Here is a 15,437-nt window from a genome sequence, read left to right on the forward strand (position 1 = left end):
ACAACAGAGCCAATAAAACGACAGAACGTCAAAAAAACTATTATTTACAGCAATATAGACTCAAGATTAAAACGAGTTAACAAATTTAATAAATATTTGACTTGTCATATAATTGACGATAGGGAGCGTAGAAATAATCAACAGCTGCCGCCAATCACCCACAAACACTTATATGGCTTAGTTAAGCCAGTGTTTTACAATATCGTCTTAGCATCAATTTATAATGTATTAGGTTCGCGCCTTTAGTCACAGACAACTAGCGTCAAATAATTGATCTTTGAATGTTAAGATTATTGGTGGCCAATTAGGTACTCATCCGACCACTTCTATTTGCATCCAAATGCATATTTATTCAGCATTAGAATTTGTTTAGACAGCCTAAGTTCACAGCGCTACAGCAAATAAATACTAAAACCACTACGCTATTGTGAGTTAATGACGGCCTAATTTCAGCTGCTGGCAAATATCACTGGCCAGTACCACTCGCTGAGTTTGGCCAAGTTGATGGCCTAGTGTGGCATGCCAGTTCACCCCTGTAATAGCCGCATCAACCGCCGACAAGCCTTGTGCAATAAGTGCAGCAATAATACCTGCTAAGCAATCGCCCATGCCCGGTGTGGCCATAGCTGCTGAGCCAGAATGGCAAAAATTGACTCCACCTTGATGGGCGACTAGTGTGCCAGCCCCTTTTAATACCACGACTGCTTGATATTTTTTATGTAGCGCCAGCGCAGCGGCAACGCGATCGTTTGTAACTTCAGTGGCAGATATGCCCAACAAGCCAGCGGCCTCTGCCTCATGGGGAGTTAGCACCCAAGGCGTTACCGTTTGCTGATGCTTTGCCAAATAACGCAGCGCATCCGCATCTAACACCCCGAGGCTGCGTTTATTATCAACGCCAGAGTTGGGTTGAAGGGTTAATAGCATTTGCATGATTTGCTGCGCTTGTTGGCCGCGGCCAAGACCTGGGCCCACCACCAGCACGGCGTGTTGCTTTAAGGTGTTTTCGGTACTATCAGAAAACATAATCTCAGGAGATTGGCTTAAGCAGGCGACAAAATGGCTTGGCTCACACTGTAAAAATACCCGCCCAGCGCCAGCATTTAAGGCTGCGCGGCTAGCAATAATGCCAGCGCCAGCCATATTGCCAAGACCTGCAATAACGCTGACATTACCATGATGACTTTTATGGGTATTACCCCTGCGTGATGGCAGCATATTTACCCTTGGATCGTAGCGCCAATTCTCTTTTGTTGTACCAGCAATAGGCTCAAGCCCTAAAGAGTCTAACGACAGTGCCCCACAAGATGCTGGCCCATATGCAGTGAGTTGCCCCGGCTTATAAGCAATAAAGCTATGGGTGGCAGTGGCATTAACGCAAATCGGCTCAGGCTGGCCGCTATCGGCATTTAAACCGCTGGGCACATCAACCGCGTAAACCTGCTCAGCACTCTGATTAATGTCATCAATAACCTTTATCGCCGCAGCAGATAGTGTTCGGGTTAAACCACTGCCAAATAGCGCATCAATAATGATCGGATAAGATGCGCTAGGTTTAGTGGTATGAACACTACCACCAGCCGCTAAAAATTCATTCATGGCTTGCTGCGCATCGATGCCCGCTTTGGGCGCGCCAAAAGGCGCATAAACCACGACCTTTTTACCCTGTTGCAGTAATAATTTGGCAATGTAATAACCGTCACCACCATTGTTGCCCTGACCCACAACCACCAATATTGCTTGCGATGTATTAAAAGCGCTGCCAAAGCGCTGCACAAAACTGCTAGCTGCCTTAACCATTAAGGGCCAAGTACTATTGTTATGGCTTGATGCCCAATACTGCTCGGCGTCTCTTACTGCCTGCGCTGATAACACCACAGCGCTTTTTTCAAAGTGATCCGCTAAATGATCCTCTAAGTGATCGTATAAATGATCTTTTAGCTGAGCCATTAAGTCATTGTCAGAAAGAGTGGCCATATAAACCTTACCTTGAATGCGAAAGCTAGTATTAACTATACAAGAAGTATGGCAGCACAAAACTACTGCACACGGGATTAGGCAGATATTTGCCATCAATATAAAGCGGGGGGTGGCAATAACTATCAACAATAGATGTGGCAATAATTTTCTACATTAGTCATTACAATTCAATCGCCTTAAGCATTAACACTAGCTTAACAATTGTCGTATGATGGTTTGTACGCTTACTTAAACAACAATAAATAGGAAAACCACGCAGATGGTAAAGCCAAATAAACAATTAAAGGGTCTAACAAAATTCAGTTTCGCAGCGGCAATCTCGCTGACGCTAAGCGTGCCAGCACTGGCACAACAAACCTTATTGATCGCTGATGCATACGTCGATGTAGTAAAAGGCAAAACCATTAATGACGTGGCCATTGTCATTAATGGCAATCAAATAACCCAAGTCACCCAACAAGCCAAAATCACTACAGATAATGATTACAAGCTTATCGATTTAAGCGGTAAAACCTTACTTCCTGGGATGATGGATATGCATGTTCACCTTAGCGGTGATGCCGAGGATAATTTTTTAGCCTCGCAAAATTATTCTATTCCACGCCAAACCGTTAAAGCGGTTAAAAATGCCGAAAAAACCTTAATGGCAGGCTTTACCACGGTGCGGGACTTAGGCGCTGCAGGTTACGCCGTTATTGCCACCCGCGACGGCATTAATGCCGGTGAAATTGCAGGGCCAAGAATTTGGGCTGTTGGCCATCCGATTAGTATTACAGGCGGGCATTGCGACGATAACTTTTCATCCCCAGAAAAAAAATCAAAATCGCAAGGGGTCGCTGATGGACCTTGGGCTGTGCGCGCTAAAGTACGTGAAAATATCAAGTATGGCGCTAATGCGATTAAAGTGTGTGCCACTGGCGGGGTATTTTCTAAGGGCACTAAAGTCGGCGTGCAACAGCTAACTTATGAAGAAATAAAATCAGCCGTTGATGAAGCCCACATGCGTGGCTTAGTGGTTGCCTCCCATGCCCATGGCACTAGCGGTATTAAAGCATCGATCAGAGCGGGCGTCGATAGTATCGAACATTGTAGTTTCATGGATAAAGAAGCAATAAAAATGGCTGTAAAGGCTGGTACTTACCTTTCTTGTGATATCTACAACACTGAATACACCCTCGCCTATGGCGCAGCTAATGGTGTACCTGAAGCAAACATCAATAAAGAAAAGTTAGTATCGCAAGCCCAGCGAGATAGCTTTAGAGCAGCGGTAAAAGCTGGTGCTAACATGGTATTTGGCTCAGATGCGGCAATTTACCCCCACGGTGATAACGGTAAGCAGTTCTCACGTATGGTGACATTTGGTATGACCCCAGCCCAAGCCTTACAAGCTGCGACCATCAATAGCGCCGCTTTACTCAAGCAAGACAACCTCGGGCAGATTAAAGCAGGTTTTTTAGCTGACATTATTGCCGTTGATGGCGATCCGCTCAGCAATATCAGCTTAATGGAAAACGTGACCTTTGTGATGAAAGACGGTCAAGTCTATAAGCAGTAAGCCAGTAAGGTTTAGCTAATAAAGCCAAATGACTCGCTAGAAACAACAAAGCCTTGATAGTGTTTGCTATCAAGGCTTTTTAATATGTAAAAATAAGGCTGATTTAAGCCTTACTTTAGCTTACTAGTTGATTTAGTTAACCCACTGCATTAACTCTGCAGCCGTTCTCAATGCATACTGGCGTTTAACCAAGTTACCAGCGGGATCAAACAATAGCATTTCAGCAGGGCTAGCACGGTATTTGGCAATCAATTGATCACCCTCTGGGGTGCCTATTCTGGCGATCAAAAAAAACGCTTGCTCACTAATCTGATCGCGAGCCTCATTCATTTGTTCAGTTTGGCTATTGCTCACCGCAAGGTTGGGATCATAAACAAATACAAATGCAGGCTTACCTGTGCCAATTTGTTCATGGGTGGTTTTAAACCCTTTGGGCATGACATTAAACACCACCGCAAACAATATCACTATGGATACAATAACGCCGAGAGTCACCCAAGGCTTACGGCTAGACGAGTTTGAACTGTGATTATCTTTGATAATAAAACCCTCTTTAAGTGTTCAATTCATGACAATAATTTTATCGTCTCACATTGTAATCAACTTAACTGAGTTTTATCTTAAAACGAAATTACGCTTTTAAAGCGCGGTCACAAGGTTAACTAAAACGCTGATATAAAGCCGCAAGATCCCAGCTGCACGTTTTAACAAAATTTAAATCCACCTAAGTATCAGCATCGACGCAGGCTAAATGCTAAAAAAGGGGATACTCTCAACAAGTATCCCCTTTCTTAACACAGTGACTAAGTTACTGGCGCTATCGGCTTATTGATAGCTAACCAATTACTATTATTTTTAATTAGCACGTATCCAATCATCGACAGTTTGATTCACTAAGTCAGCAGAAGACTCCATAAACCAGTGACCGCCCGGTACCACTTCAACCTGACCCTTATTCAAATCGACAACCTGTTGCAACCACTCTTTACCATGGAACCACACATTCTTATCTTTGCCATAGATGAAAAGAAAAGGCGTGCCAAAATCTTCCACCGCAACACGTTGGGGTAAATCTTTTGATAAAATAGCGTTCCATAAATGCCAGTATGGGTAAGTCATACGCGCATCAGAACGTAAATTAGCCACTTTTTTATTCGCGTCTACATTCTGTTCAAGTTTTAATATGTTTTCCGCAGTAAAAAGCGTTAATTTTTCACCGAGAAATTCAGGTAAAACCCAAGCAAGCGCAAGGGCAAAGGTGTATTTAACATTAATGCTTGGTGATTTTTCGTTACCATAGCTGCCAATGTCTAAAAGAATAAGTCTGTCGACCAAGTCATTTTGCGCAAGATAATGTGAAGCATAAGACGCGCCCCAGTCATGAGCGAGTACAGTCACTTTATCTCTATCTAAACTTTCGATAAAGGCATCCATAATCATGCGAATTTGCTGAATATTGTAATCGGGTCTTTGGCCATTATCTTCTAGCTCGAACCCCGGCAAAGTAAATCGAGCAATCCGATAGTCTTGCTTTAAATATTCAACTTGCTTGTCCCACAGCTCTAAACTATCAGGATAACCGTGGATCATGACTATGGTCTCTTCACCCTCACCATCCATTTTTACTTCAAGGTTTTTTACTATCGTAGGTAGTTGTTGCTGAAATTCATCATCTGGCATCGGGCCTGTAAAAACAAATGTGCCTGCGAGATACAGAATGGGAGAAAGTACAACCAGTACGATCACTAAGATCCTAATTATTATTTTTTTCATACATATCCATTTTTATGTTGAAGTACATCTACAAACACCCTGCTGGCGTTTGCGCTTTTATCAATTAATACCGTTAAAAATTTTTATACCGAGTTAAATGCATCAGCAATTGCTGACAGATACCGCAGCGCTAACTAAACATAGCTATTCGCAGCCAAGATCTAGTGTATTTTTAAGCTGATTAATCAGTAACGCGGTTACATCCCATACAAATTAGAATAATAACTCTAATTTTATGAAGATGAAAAGAACTATCGACAATTATGTAAATACTGTAAGAAAACTAAATGCACAAGGCGTTCGCCTATCAGGCTTTTTACTGTTATTTCAAGCGTTTGATCGTTTTTAGGGCGATTTATAAGAAGAAGTTATTACACAGTTTGCCGATGCCCAACATATTGGGTGGCATAAGCGCATAAGTGCGGACTCAGCAATCTCGATTTAGTCAGCTAAAAAACCTATTTTGATAGGCTATGCTAAATGCTAAATGCTAAATGCTAAATGCTAAATGCTAAATGTTGAATGCTAAAGAGAAGAGCTTTAAACAAATGACGCGAGATAGGTCATAAAGAACAGAGAGATTAACTAAGATGTTGAGCCTAGTTAAACAGAGTCAAATAGTGGCTCGCGATGGCAAGATTAATGTTTGTATCTAAAGGTATTACTGTCGTCTAGAATGTCAATTTTGATCGCTACAATCCCTTGATCGCTACTGGCTATTTGTTGAAACGCTTTTTGAGAAAGATCGATCACTCGGCCTTTAACAAATGGGCCGCGATCGTTAATTTTTACATCGATGCTTTTATTATTGCCGGTATTGGTCACCCTCACTATAGTGCCAAATGGCAAGGTTTTATGGGCTGCAGTATAGGCTCTCATATTGTATTTTTCACCACTTGCCGTCAGTCTGCCGTGAAATTTACTGCCATACCAAGAAGCTTGCCCTGCTAGCACATGAGATGTTGAATATTGTGTTGTTTTAGCTGAGTCGATGGGCACTCGTGATGAACAGCCTGTTGCCATAGCAAGGAGTAACACACTAAACATAAGCTTAAATTTAATCATTGTGTTTACTACTCGCTCTTTAAAATAATGCTTCATTTTATTCGCTGCCTTGTAAGCACAAAATGCTCTCAGACAACTCGCTAACCTTAGCCTGCAGTGTAGATGAGAACATTTAAGCTGTCACTCAAGATGACTTATAACACCATCATAGCAAGCGCAGCATCACATAAACCCTGCTCATGTTCACTCCCTTGTTCATGTAGTAGCTGCTGGAGCCTATATGTTATGGCTCGCTAGCAACCGTGGATTCTGCCCCCCCGTTATTACACTGACTTGCACTTATGACACTTTTTAAAAGCAAAACCTTATGCCAACGCTTGTATCTCAGAGAGTGCTTTATCAATCTCGGCTTCGTTATTAATTAAGCTCGGCGCAAAACGCGCGTATGAGTCACGATAAGGCGTCGAGCTCATAATGATGCCCTTAGTGTGCATATGCTCTACCACCTGTTGCGGTGACAAACCATCGACATCAAAACACACCAGCCCCGATGATAGTTCAGTGGCCATTGGCGTATACAAGGTGACATGTGACATTTTTGCCAAGCCTTGCTTGGTTTGGGTATTGAGCTGATGAATACGCTGTTGCACATTGGCTTTACCCAAACGCATATGTAGCTCAAACGCTGCAGGCAATGCCCAGCGATGTTCAAAGGAGTGAAAGCCTCCTGGTGACATATGTTCACCCATTGGTACTTGCGCTTGGGTGCTATTACCTAGCCACACATCGTAGGATAGGCTGAAACTTGGGATCACTGCGCTGCAGTTATTCCAGCCGCGCTTTGAGCCCCATATAATGCCAGTGCCACGTGGGCCAAAGATCCACTTATGAGTGCCAGCAATAAAAAAATCACAGCCTAATGTACTCACATCAACATCCTCGATGCCAAAGCCATGTACGCCATCGACACAAAATAGGATTTTATCAGCTTCAGAACGTGAGCTGTTGGCTTTGGCAATCACATCTGCCATAGCGCGGATAGGTAATTTAACCCCAGTGGAAGAGTGAACCCAAGTCACAGCCACCACCTTAGTCTTTTGATTAATGGCCTTTGCCAAGTTATCGATAACTTGCAAGCTTGTCACTGTGGCAGGGGTGTCATATAACGTAATACGGCGCACGTTAGCCCCTGTTCTTTCTGCACGCAGTTTTAAAGACAGATCGGTAGAGTAATGATCGTGTACGGTTTGCACTACTTCATCATTAGGGCGTAATTTAAGCCCGCTGTATACCAAAGATAACCCCATCGTTGTACTGTCAGTGAGGGCAATTTGTTCGGCTTCACCACCCATATAGCTTGCTGCCGCAGCGGATATTTTTCCATCAATGGTTTCAAAGTGTTTATGCCAATAATCTGAAGGATTGGCATCTAAGCCTTTGCGGTGTCGCTCAATTTCATCTGCCACAGGTTTAGGGTGAGAAGCCAACAAAAAGGTAGAAAGGTGAATGTAATCGTCAGTTAAGGGGAAAAGCTGTCGCAGCGCAGTCCAATCTCCAGCATTGATATTATCAGGCATTAACGCTGCTTTATTGCCCTCAGCAGCGGCATCAGCTGCATCAGCTGCATTGCCTATGCTTGTCCCAATGACACTTCCAGCTAAGGCTAAACCCATTCGACTTAAAAAATTACGACGTAACATAGACAACTCTTTATTAATCGCTGTGTACCGTTAATAAAAAGTAGCAACCGAATGCAGGAGTGTCTATTAATTGACCGCAAGTGTCACTGCGGCGCCGAAAAGTCAGTCTTAAACATGATTAAGCCTGTTTGATAATGTACAAGTTGGGTAAGTGGGGAGATGATCTCGCTTGCTAGTATAGGTAAGCACAGTTAAAGTGCACTCTGTTTTGATTTAACAATCATCAACTTGATTGATTGCAGCGTTTTTTATCTGAAAGGTTAACTATATATGGAAAAAGTGTTTGAAAAATTAATGTATGCATCACGCTGGATCATGGCACCGATTTATTTAGGTTTAAGCCTTGTCCTATTTGCGTTAGGTATCAAGTTCTTTCAAGAGATTTTTCACATCCTACCGATGATTTTTGAGATGAAAGAAGTTGACCTGATCTTGATTACACTATCGCTAATCGATATCACTTTAGTGGGCGGCCTTCTGGTGATGGTGATGTTTTCAGGCTATGAAAACTTCGTTTCACAGCTAGATGTGGGCGAAAACAGTGACAAACTAAGCTGGCTTGGAAAAATGGATTCAGGCTCACTTAAAAACAAGGTAGCCGCATCAATTGTGGCCATATCGTCAATTCATTTACTTAAAGTTTTTATGAATGCCGAAAATATCGATAACGACAAAATCATGTGGTACTTACTGATCCACATTACCTTTGTATTATCGGCCTTTGCCATGGGCTACTTGGATAAAATTAGTCGCACAAAGTAGCTGCTGACCTTAAGTTGCAAATCCAAATAAAAAAAGCCTCGATACGGTTAAGCATCGGGGCTTTTTTCGGCTTGCAGTTTGTCGGCATTAAAGCTGACACCTGAAAGCATGCTGCATTATTGATCCAAAGAAACGCCTTAAGCAGACAATAAATACACCTACAAAATAATCTCAGCTAATACAAATCCAATCATCACCGAGCTAACAATCGTCACCACACCGGGTACCACAAAAGGATGGTTAAATACCCACTGGCCAATACGGGTAGAACCTGTGTCATCCATTTCAACAGCCGCCAACAAGGTTGGATAAGTTGGCAATACAAATAAGGCACTCACCGCAGCAAAAGAAGCAATAGCAGCCTCAGGGCTAACCCCTAGCATAAATGCCGATGGCATTAACGCCGCTGTGGTTGCGGCTTGCGAGTACAACAACATGCTGGCTAAAAACAAAATGATCGCCAACATCCACGAATGCTCTTCTAGCAAGCCACCCGATAGCGCTTTAATCTCTTCTAAATGCCCAGCAACAAAGGTGTCACCTAGCCACGCAACACCTAATACACAAATACACGCACTCATGCCCGATTTAAAGGTCGCCGCATTAAGCACCTCAGCTGTATCCACTTTACAAAACAGCGTAATCGCCGTGGCTGCCGTTAGCATAAACACCATAATCGCTTCATTTCGCGGCAATGTCGGATTATCAATAAGACCTACAGCATCACTAATCGCGGTGGCGTAAAACACCACTGCCACAATTGCTACCAGAAAAACCATCACCGAACGCTTAGCCCCTGCTGGTAACTCAGTGCTGTTCACCTCGCGTTTGCTCACTAAGCCATGAGCTAAACGGTCTTGATAAACGGGGTCATCTTTCAACTCTTTACCCATAAATTGGGCAACAAAAGCGCCGACCATACAAGCAATAAAAGTAGCGGGAATACAAATCATCAATAAGCTGATATAGCCCACGCCTTTGCTTTCAAGCATGCCGCTCATTAGCACAACCGCAGCTGAAATAGGTGAAGCCGTAATCGCAATTTGAGAGGCAACAACTGCAATACTTAATGGCCGTGAAGGACGAATGCCCTGCTCTTTCGCCACCTCAGCGATGACAGGCAAGGTCGAAAACGCGGTGTGGCCCGTACCCGCAAACAGCGTCATGGTGTAAGTGACAATCGGAGCTAAAAAAGTCACCTGCTTAGGATTTTTACGTAAAACACGCTCAGCGATATTCACCAAATATTGCAAACCACCCGCAACTTGCATCGCCGCAATAGCTGCGATGACCGACATAATAATCAAAATCACATCAATAGGAATAGTGCCAGGTGTCATCCCTAAACCTAGAGTTAACACCAACACACCCAAACCGCCAGCAAAGCCAATGCCAATGCCGCCTATTCGTGCGCCGATAAAGATGGCAGCCAATACCACCACTAACTCAATTGTTACCATAAATCCTCCCAAGCCATAATTGCGCGCACTTTACTGTAAAACCAATATAAGCAATGGATGATTAAATCAATAAAACCTCAACTAACAGAATAAAAAACCGGAAGTGTTAACTAGGGCGTGTTGTTCATTGCGGGTTGAGTTTTGTTCGAGATAAAACCGATTAAGCGCGGCGAGTGAATTGCCGCCTAGCAATCTAAGCACTCTTTGTTCGCAAAAAAATCGCTTGGCGATTTACTCCGAGTTTCTTTGGGCGCATTAACTTCGCACCCTGATTTCACACGTCTTATTTCCCACGTATTAATTAAGGCGTGTCTTTGTGAAGTAATTCCATCAAGCCAACGAGTGCGGCAAACAGCACGGCGCCAACAGGCCAAATAATCCAAGTGATGCCCCAAGCCATTGTCCAAAAGCTCCAGCCAAGATAGATAGCAATGAGCAAGGGCCAATAAAATCCAGCCAACTTCTCGGCTCGTTTAGTACGTCTAGTTGTTTCTGTCTCTTTCACTGTTTCTTTCAATACATTGCTATAGGCATCATATTTTGCAGAAACCGGTAAAATAATGAATAGACCAACCGCAATAATAAAAAGCAGTACATCTATCATTAATAAAACAATGTCTTGCTCAAAAGAAAAAATACTCACGCACAGCAGCGGAACAAAGCTAACAATAAAACAGAAAATACCTACAGATAAGCGCAAATTATAAGCTGGCCTAAACTGTTTACGCTTTTCATGAAACACGCTGTGAACACCATAAGCGAGTTCAAATGGCTCATTTTCTATCGCCGCTATTTCATCTTGATATTGGTTTGTCTTGATAAAAAAGCTCACTCCAACTGACACCAAAATCAACACACTCACAATACCCAATGCCGCTGCTATATCACCCGTCATGTTAAATCGATTCGTTTCCGCCATAGCCATAAAGAAAAACAACGGCATTGCAGAACACACACACAAAACCACGCCTTTAGAAACAAGATTCGTCATTGCGATTTTATGCTCAACATACTCAGTCGCTTGCTCTAGGGTAATATGGTTAATGCCTAGTTCTTTGGCTTCAGTAGCAACTTCAAATTCCTCGTTCTCGTCCTTTAGTAAGAAGTCTGTAGACACATCAAAAATCTGTGAAAGCATAATGATTTTATTTAAATCAGGAATGCTATTTGCCCCTTCCCATTTAGAAACAGACTGACGAGAAACATTCATTTTCTCAGCCAACTCTTCCTGCGACCAGCCCAGTTTTTTCCTTAATCTAATAATCTTATCTGCAAGTATCATTAGTGAGTCCTTTTAATCAATAATTGAGCCACAAGCATAAGAAATCAGCCAGTTGCTCACTAGCAAGCCAGCTTATTAATCTGTCAACCAGCAGTTGCGTTATTGATTATTAAGCCATAATTCGGCTATTTTTTGTATCTAATTGCTCAATTAGCGATTGAGTGTAGGCTATGAAGCAAAGAAAGAATTTAATCAGTCACCCGATTTGAAATCGCTTAAAGAGTCGAGACTAATCCAATTAATTTGATTTGTATCAGCTCACCATGACATTCACTCACCGACACGCCGTAAACTCATCCATGAGGGCTCGAACATCCCATCCATGGGATGAACGGTCGTCTCGCTAATACTCATGGTTCACCTATTGAATATCAGTTTAATCCTCAGCCTTTTAACACGTTCAGCAAAAATACCAAAGTCAGTAAGCACAAAGCCCCGAACAGCCAAGATTATGGTTGTGTTTAATAATTTGATTGAGGAAATAGAAAAAGTTTACTCTGCCCCTAACAAAACCCCAGTGATTCTATTAGCGACGCAGTACCGCTATCCAGCGGCCAAGATTGAGCAAGCTGGCTAGCGAGCCAGCCACGTAGGTCAGCGCCGCCGCCTTGAGAATCTTCTCCGCATGCTTTATGTCACCGTCGTGCAGGTAATTGCCCTCTTTGAGTATGGGCAGCGCCTTGCCATAACTGGCGTCGAACTCCACCGGCAAGGTCACCAGATGCACAATAGTGCTCAACCCCATCGACAGCACGCCAATTAATATGGTCAACGCGCCAGCCTGCGGTATACGGGTGAGCATTAAGACCACTGGCGCCGCGAACATCATTATGCCGGCAATACGCTCACCGACCATAGCGGTTCTAGCCAGCTTCTGTCGCATCAAAAACAAAGACTCGCCGCGAGAATCCTGTAGCGCATGCCCAACCTCGTGGGCAGCTACCGTCACAGCTGTCAGAGAATAACCGGCATAGTTATCCGGCGTAAGGCGAACAGCCTTAGCCGCGGGATCATAATGATCGCCGTCAGGCGTCTCTTCAACCTTGACGTCATTTAGGCCAAAACGAACTAGAAGATGACGAGCAAGTTCACCACCGCTACCTTGATGACGGTAACGATCAGTGGGCTGTTGGTACTTGCTCATGATGTGCTTGACCCACAAGCCAGGCAAGAATACACAGCCCGCAATGACAATAATTAGAATGATCCATAGCATGAAACCCAGTATGCCATAAACCTTGATATAACTCTCACGGCTTTTACTCAAAGCCAGTACTGTTACGCAAAGCCATTAACCGTGGATGCGAGTAGTGGAAGATGATTTTATAAAAGGGTTAAATTGACTGCTATTTTTATACAAATTCAATCAATAATCATAGCTTTATCAATCAATAATTGGGTATTATGGTAATGATTTTTATCAAGTTATGAATGGATGCTGTTGATAAATGATACTCAAAGCGAAAACCCTGCAAAACACCACTTCACCGCAAGCGATCGCGGGTCAAAAGCAAGAGCAAAACGTAGCCTTCTTTTTACGCCGCGCCTTTAAAGATCACCCCAAAATACTGGTGATCAATGATTTCAAATTTAGTTTTAATGATGAAGTTGCCCAGATCGATCACTTGATCGTGTACCCCTATGGCTTTGTGCTAATCGAATCAAAAAGCATTAAAGGCCATGTGAAGGTCAATCAGCAACAAGAATGGACTCGCAGCTATAACAACCAATGGTCAGGTATGCCATCGCCTATTAAACAAGTGGAGCAGCAACAGATCTTGTTGAAAGAATTACTCACCCATCATAAAGGTGAAATACTTGGGAAAATGTTTGGCATACAGCAAGGTATTAAAGGTCGTTGTTGGGATCATCTCTGCGTAGTATCAAGCGATGCCATTATTGATAGAAACACCATGCCTAAAGCGGTATCAGAGCAATTAGTAAAATCTGAGTTTCTAGTCGATAAGCTTAAAAAAATGATGAACCTTAGAAATAAGTTCATACGAGTCGTTAATGTATATGACACTCGACCTCACTTCGACCGAGAAGAACTCGATTCAATAGGTCACTTCATCATAAGCCAGCATATCGATGGCAATATCCAAGCAAGTGAATTGGTCTGCAACGCACCAGAGCCGCTTCTACAACCAGAGCCAATACAACAGCAACAAACTCAAACAACAGCTCACAGCAGTACCCCATTAGCTGAAAATCAACCAGCAGCTCAAGCCAGCCTAAGCTGTAAACATTGCGGCGAATCCAGCAATATCACCCCAATGTATGGCAAGTACGGTTACTACATCAACTGCAATCAGTGCACTAAAAATACGCCAATGAAGCAAGCCTGCCCGCAGTGCCATAGTAAAAATACTAAAGTCACCAAGCGCAGAGAAACCTACACCCTACACTGCCAAGATTGTGGTTTGAACCAACAAATAGTCTAAGGAATAGCAATTGAAAAACATGGAAAAAGGCAAACTTGTTCGTTGGAACGCCGACAAAGGCTTTGGTTTTATCAAACCTGATTCAACAGCTAATAAAGATATATTCATTCATATATCGATACTCAAACACATGGCAAGAAAACCAGTCGTTGGCGACCAAATCAACTATTTTTCTGAGATTCAAAGTGATGGGAAAGTCAAAGCAATAAAAGCCAATATTGAAGGTGTCGCAGTCATCTCTACCCGCAAATCCAATAGTGCTCACCACCGACAAGACAATAAGAAATCGACAAGCGGCATGCTTATTCCTCTCTTAGTCATATTAGCCCTCGGAATATTTGGCTTTCAGAAGTATAAAGAAATGACCGCAACGCCAGTACTGACCAACCAAGACATTGAACAAATGGAATGGCAGCCCGCGGTACAAAACAGCAACCCAATCACAAACCAACCCACATTTAGGTGTGAGGCTGGCAAAATCCACTGCAGCCAAATGCGCTCATGTGATGAAGCGACTTTTTATATCAACAACTGCCCAGGCACTGAAATGGATGGCGATAGAGACGGCATACCATGTGAAAGCCAGTGGTGTAGCAGGTATTAAGAGGTTAGAGTTAGAGTTACAGTTTACTCTGACCCTGACGGATCCCCACGAATTTAATAGGATGCTTGTGGTTCTTTTACTAAATCCTGCAGCATCTTAATCCCTAATTGCCAATGCGATTTCATCAAGCTTAAACTCCTATCTTTGTAAGCTCTTAAGCCTATAAATTGGTTTGATAGAACGTTTCGGTGTTTTATTGAATTAGCTTGATATTGTCTGTGCTTATTTGCCGCTTTGACAGCTAAACCAAACAGGTGAAGTATAAATTGAGATAAGCAAGCTATGAGCAAAAGTACGCTTAGTCTGTTTGGCTTCCTTGAGCCGCTATCATTCATTTTTAGACCTGTTTTAACATCTCTAAAGCTTTCTTCTATCTGCATTCTTGTTGAATAAATCTTAACGACTCTTTTGGCATCAGCACTTGATAAACAAAGTGATGTAGCTAGTAACCAAGGCTCTTTCTCTCGTTCTGCACTGGCTCGAGATTGTTTACTCCGCCTCGACTTTTCACCCGTTACCACTTTGTCTTTACGTCCTTTTGCGTTACGTTTGAAAATAACTAAACGGGACTTAAAAGAGGTTTGTTCACCTAGCATGTAAACACCGAGGCTTTTAGCTCTGGTGCTTGCTTGAACATAGAGTTGTTTAACTGGATACCAGCTATCTACTGGTAATTTTTTACAGTGAGTTCGATTTCTAAATCTGCCTACGTAATCCCAATTTAATGACAAAATTTGCTTGAACCAAGGTATACGAAAACCTGCATCTGTCACGATTATTGGTTTGCACTCATTGGTGTAGTGGCATAGTTAATTTGGCCACCTAGTTAGAGGTGATATCATCACCTCATAAGTTAACAGGTGACACTATGA

The 15,437-nt window shown here is 42.8% G+C and carries 12 protein-coding genes and 1 pseudogene; 4 read left to right on the forward strand and 9 right to left on the reverse strand.

The annotated features are described in order from the left end of the window. Positions 1-432 precede the first annotated feature (432 nt). Positions 433-1,977 (reverse strand): NAD(P)H-hydrate dehydratase, encoded by a 1,545-nt coding sequence (locus tag Q4591_RS18970; protein WP_303462446.1) that lies wholly within the window; start codon positions 1,975-1,977, stop codon positions 433-435. Positions 1,978-2,239: 262 nt separating this feature from the next. Here Q4591_RS18970 and Q4591_RS18975 point away from each other — a divergent pair, with 262 nt between their 5' ends. Next, complete coding sequence (locus tag Q4591_RS18975) at positions 2,240-3,535, forward strand: amidohydrolase family protein (protein ID WP_303462449.1); 1,296 nt, start codon at positions 2,240-2,242, stop codon at positions 3,533-3,535. A gap of 132 nt (positions 3,536-3,667) precedes the next feature. On the opposite strand, the gene Q4591_RS18980 is transcribed toward Q4591_RS18975, so the two are convergent. The 4 genes from Q4591_RS18980 to Q4591_RS18995 all read right to left on the reverse strand — a co-directional run bounded on the left by Q4591_RS18980 (position 3,668) and on the right by Q4591_RS18995 (position 8,013). Then, on the reverse strand, positions 3,668-4,030 hold the full coding sequence (locus Q4591_RS18980; protein WP_303462450.1) for a hypothetical protein: 363 nt from the start codon (positions 4,028-4,030) through the stop codon (positions 3,668-3,670). 360 nt (positions 4,031-4,390) lie between these two features. Next, positions 4,391-5,308: an alpha/beta fold hydrolase gene (locus tag Q4591_RS18985; RefSeq protein WP_102439312.1), complete on the reverse strand. Its 918-nt coding sequence runs from the start codon at positions 5,306-5,308 to the stop codon at positions 4,391-4,393. 639 nt (positions 5,309-5,947) lie between these two features. Continuing rightward, positions 5,948-6,373 (reverse strand): septal ring lytic transglycosylase RlpA family protein, encoded by a 426-nt coding sequence (locus Q4591_RS18990; RefSeq protein WP_102475505.1) that lies wholly within the window; start codon positions 6,371-6,373, stop codon positions 5,948-5,950. A gap of 305 nt (positions 6,374-6,678) precedes the next feature. Then, a complete protein-coding gene (locus Q4591_RS18995) occupies positions 6,679-8,013 on the reverse strand; it encodes an aminotransferase class V-fold PLP-dependent enzyme (protein ID WP_303462453.1) in 1,335 nt (444 codons plus the stop codon). 270 nt (positions 8,014-8,283) lie between these two features. Here Q4591_RS18995 and Q4591_RS19000 point away from each other — a divergent pair, with 270 nt between their 5' ends. Continuing rightward, complete coding sequence (locus tag Q4591_RS19000; protein WP_102439310.1) at positions 8,284-8,775, forward strand: TIGR00645 family protein; 492 nt, start codon at positions 8,284-8,286, stop codon at positions 8,773-8,775. 158 nt (positions 8,776-8,933) lie between these two features. Here the strand turns inward: Q4591_RS19000 and Q4591_RS19005 are convergent, their stop codons facing one another. The 3 genes from Q4591_RS19005 to Q4591_RS19015 all read right to left on the reverse strand — a co-directional run bounded on the left by Q4591_RS19005 (position 8,934) and on the right by Q4591_RS19015 (position 12,784). Then, the gene (locus Q4591_RS19005; protein WP_102475487.1) at positions 8,934-10,235 is read right to left on the reverse strand and encodes an anaerobic C4-dicarboxylate transporter; all 1,302 of its coding nucleotides are present in this window, start codon (positions 10,233-10,235) and stop codon (positions 8,934-8,936) included. A 301-nt stretch (positions 10,236-10,536) separates the two neighbouring features. Beyond that, complete coding sequence (locus tag Q4591_RS19010) at positions 10,537-11,517, reverse strand: helix-turn-helix domain-containing protein (RefSeq protein WP_303462454.1); 981 nt, start codon at positions 11,515-11,517, stop codon at positions 10,537-10,539. A 526-nt stretch (positions 11,518-12,043) separates the two neighbouring features. Continuing rightward, complete coding sequence (locus Q4591_RS19015; RefSeq protein ID WP_303462456.1) at positions 12,044-12,784, reverse strand: zinc metallopeptidase; 741 nt, start codon at positions 12,782-12,784, stop codon at positions 12,044-12,046. Between the two features lie 181 nt (positions 12,785-12,965). On the opposite strand from Q4591_RS19015, the gene Q4591_RS19020 reads away from it, so the two are divergent. Further along, complete coding sequence (locus Q4591_RS19020; RefSeq protein ID WP_303462458.1) at positions 12,966-13,961, forward strand: NERD domain-containing protein; 996 nt, start codon at positions 12,966-12,968, stop codon at positions 13,959-13,961. Positions 13,962-13,980: 19 nt separating this feature from the next. Then, on the forward strand, positions 13,981-14,565 hold the full coding sequence (locus Q4591_RS19025; protein WP_303462460.1) for an excalibur calcium-binding domain-containing protein: 585 nt from the start codon (positions 13,981-13,983) through the stop codon (positions 14,563-14,565). A 53-nt stretch (positions 14,566-14,618) separates the two neighbouring features. Here Q4591_RS19025 and Q4591_RS19030 read toward each other — a convergent pair. Then, a pseudogene (locus tag Q4591_RS19030) lies at positions 14,619-15,359 on the reverse strand (IS4 family transposase); the annotation flags it as partial. Between the last annotated feature and the right edge of the window lie 78 nt (positions 15,360-15,437).

Origin of the sequence: Shewanella sp. 3_MG-2023, assembly GCF_030548765.1 — a bacterium.
Lineage (GTDB): Bacteria > Pseudomonadota > Gammaproteobacteria > Enterobacterales > Shewanellaceae > Shewanella.

What these genes read in the sequence shown, in the direction of transcription:
- Q4591_RS18995 (WP_303462453.1), bottom strand. Translation starts at nt 8,013, where the DNA reads ATGTTACGTCGTAATTTTTTAAGTCGAATGGGTTTAGCCTTAGCTGGA.
- Q4591_RS19000 (WP_102439310.1), top strand. Translation starts at nt 8,284, where the DNA reads ATGGAAAAAGTGTTTGAAAAATTAATGTATGCATCACGCTGGATCATG.
- Q4591_RS19025 (WP_303462460.1), top strand. Translation starts at nt 13,981, where the DNA reads ATGGAAAAAGGCAAACTTGTTCGTTGGAACGCCGACAAAGGCTTTGGT.
- Q4591_RS18975 (WP_303462449.1), top strand. Translation starts at nt 2,240, where the DNA reads ATGGTAAAGCCAAATAAACAATTAAAGGGTCTAACAAAATTCAGTTTC.
- Q4591_RS19010 (WP_303462454.1), bottom strand. Translation starts at nt 11,517, where the DNA reads ATGATACTTGCAGATAAGATTATTAGATTAAGGAAAAAACTGGGCTGG.
- Q4591_RS19020 (WP_303462458.1), top strand. Translation starts at nt 12,966, where the DNA reads ATGATACTCAAAGCGAAAACCCTGCAAAACACCACTTCACCGCAAGCG.
- Q4591_RS18970 (WP_303462446.1), bottom strand. Translation starts at nt 1,977, where the DNA reads ATGGCCACTCTTTCTGACAATGACTTAATGGCTCAGCTAAAAGATCAT.
- Q4591_RS18990 (WP_102475505.1), bottom strand. Translation starts at nt 6,373, where the DNA reads ATGATTAAATTTAAGCTTATGTTTAGTGTGTTACTCCTTGCTATGGCA.
- Q4591_RS19005 (WP_102475487.1), bottom strand. Translation starts at nt 10,235, where the DNA reads ATGGTAACAATTGAGTTAGTGGTGGTATTGGCTGCCATCTTTATCGGC.
- Q4591_RS18985 (WP_102439312.1), bottom strand. Translation starts at nt 5,308, where the DNA reads ATGAAAAAAATAATAATTAGGATCTTAGTGATCGTACTGGTTGTACTT.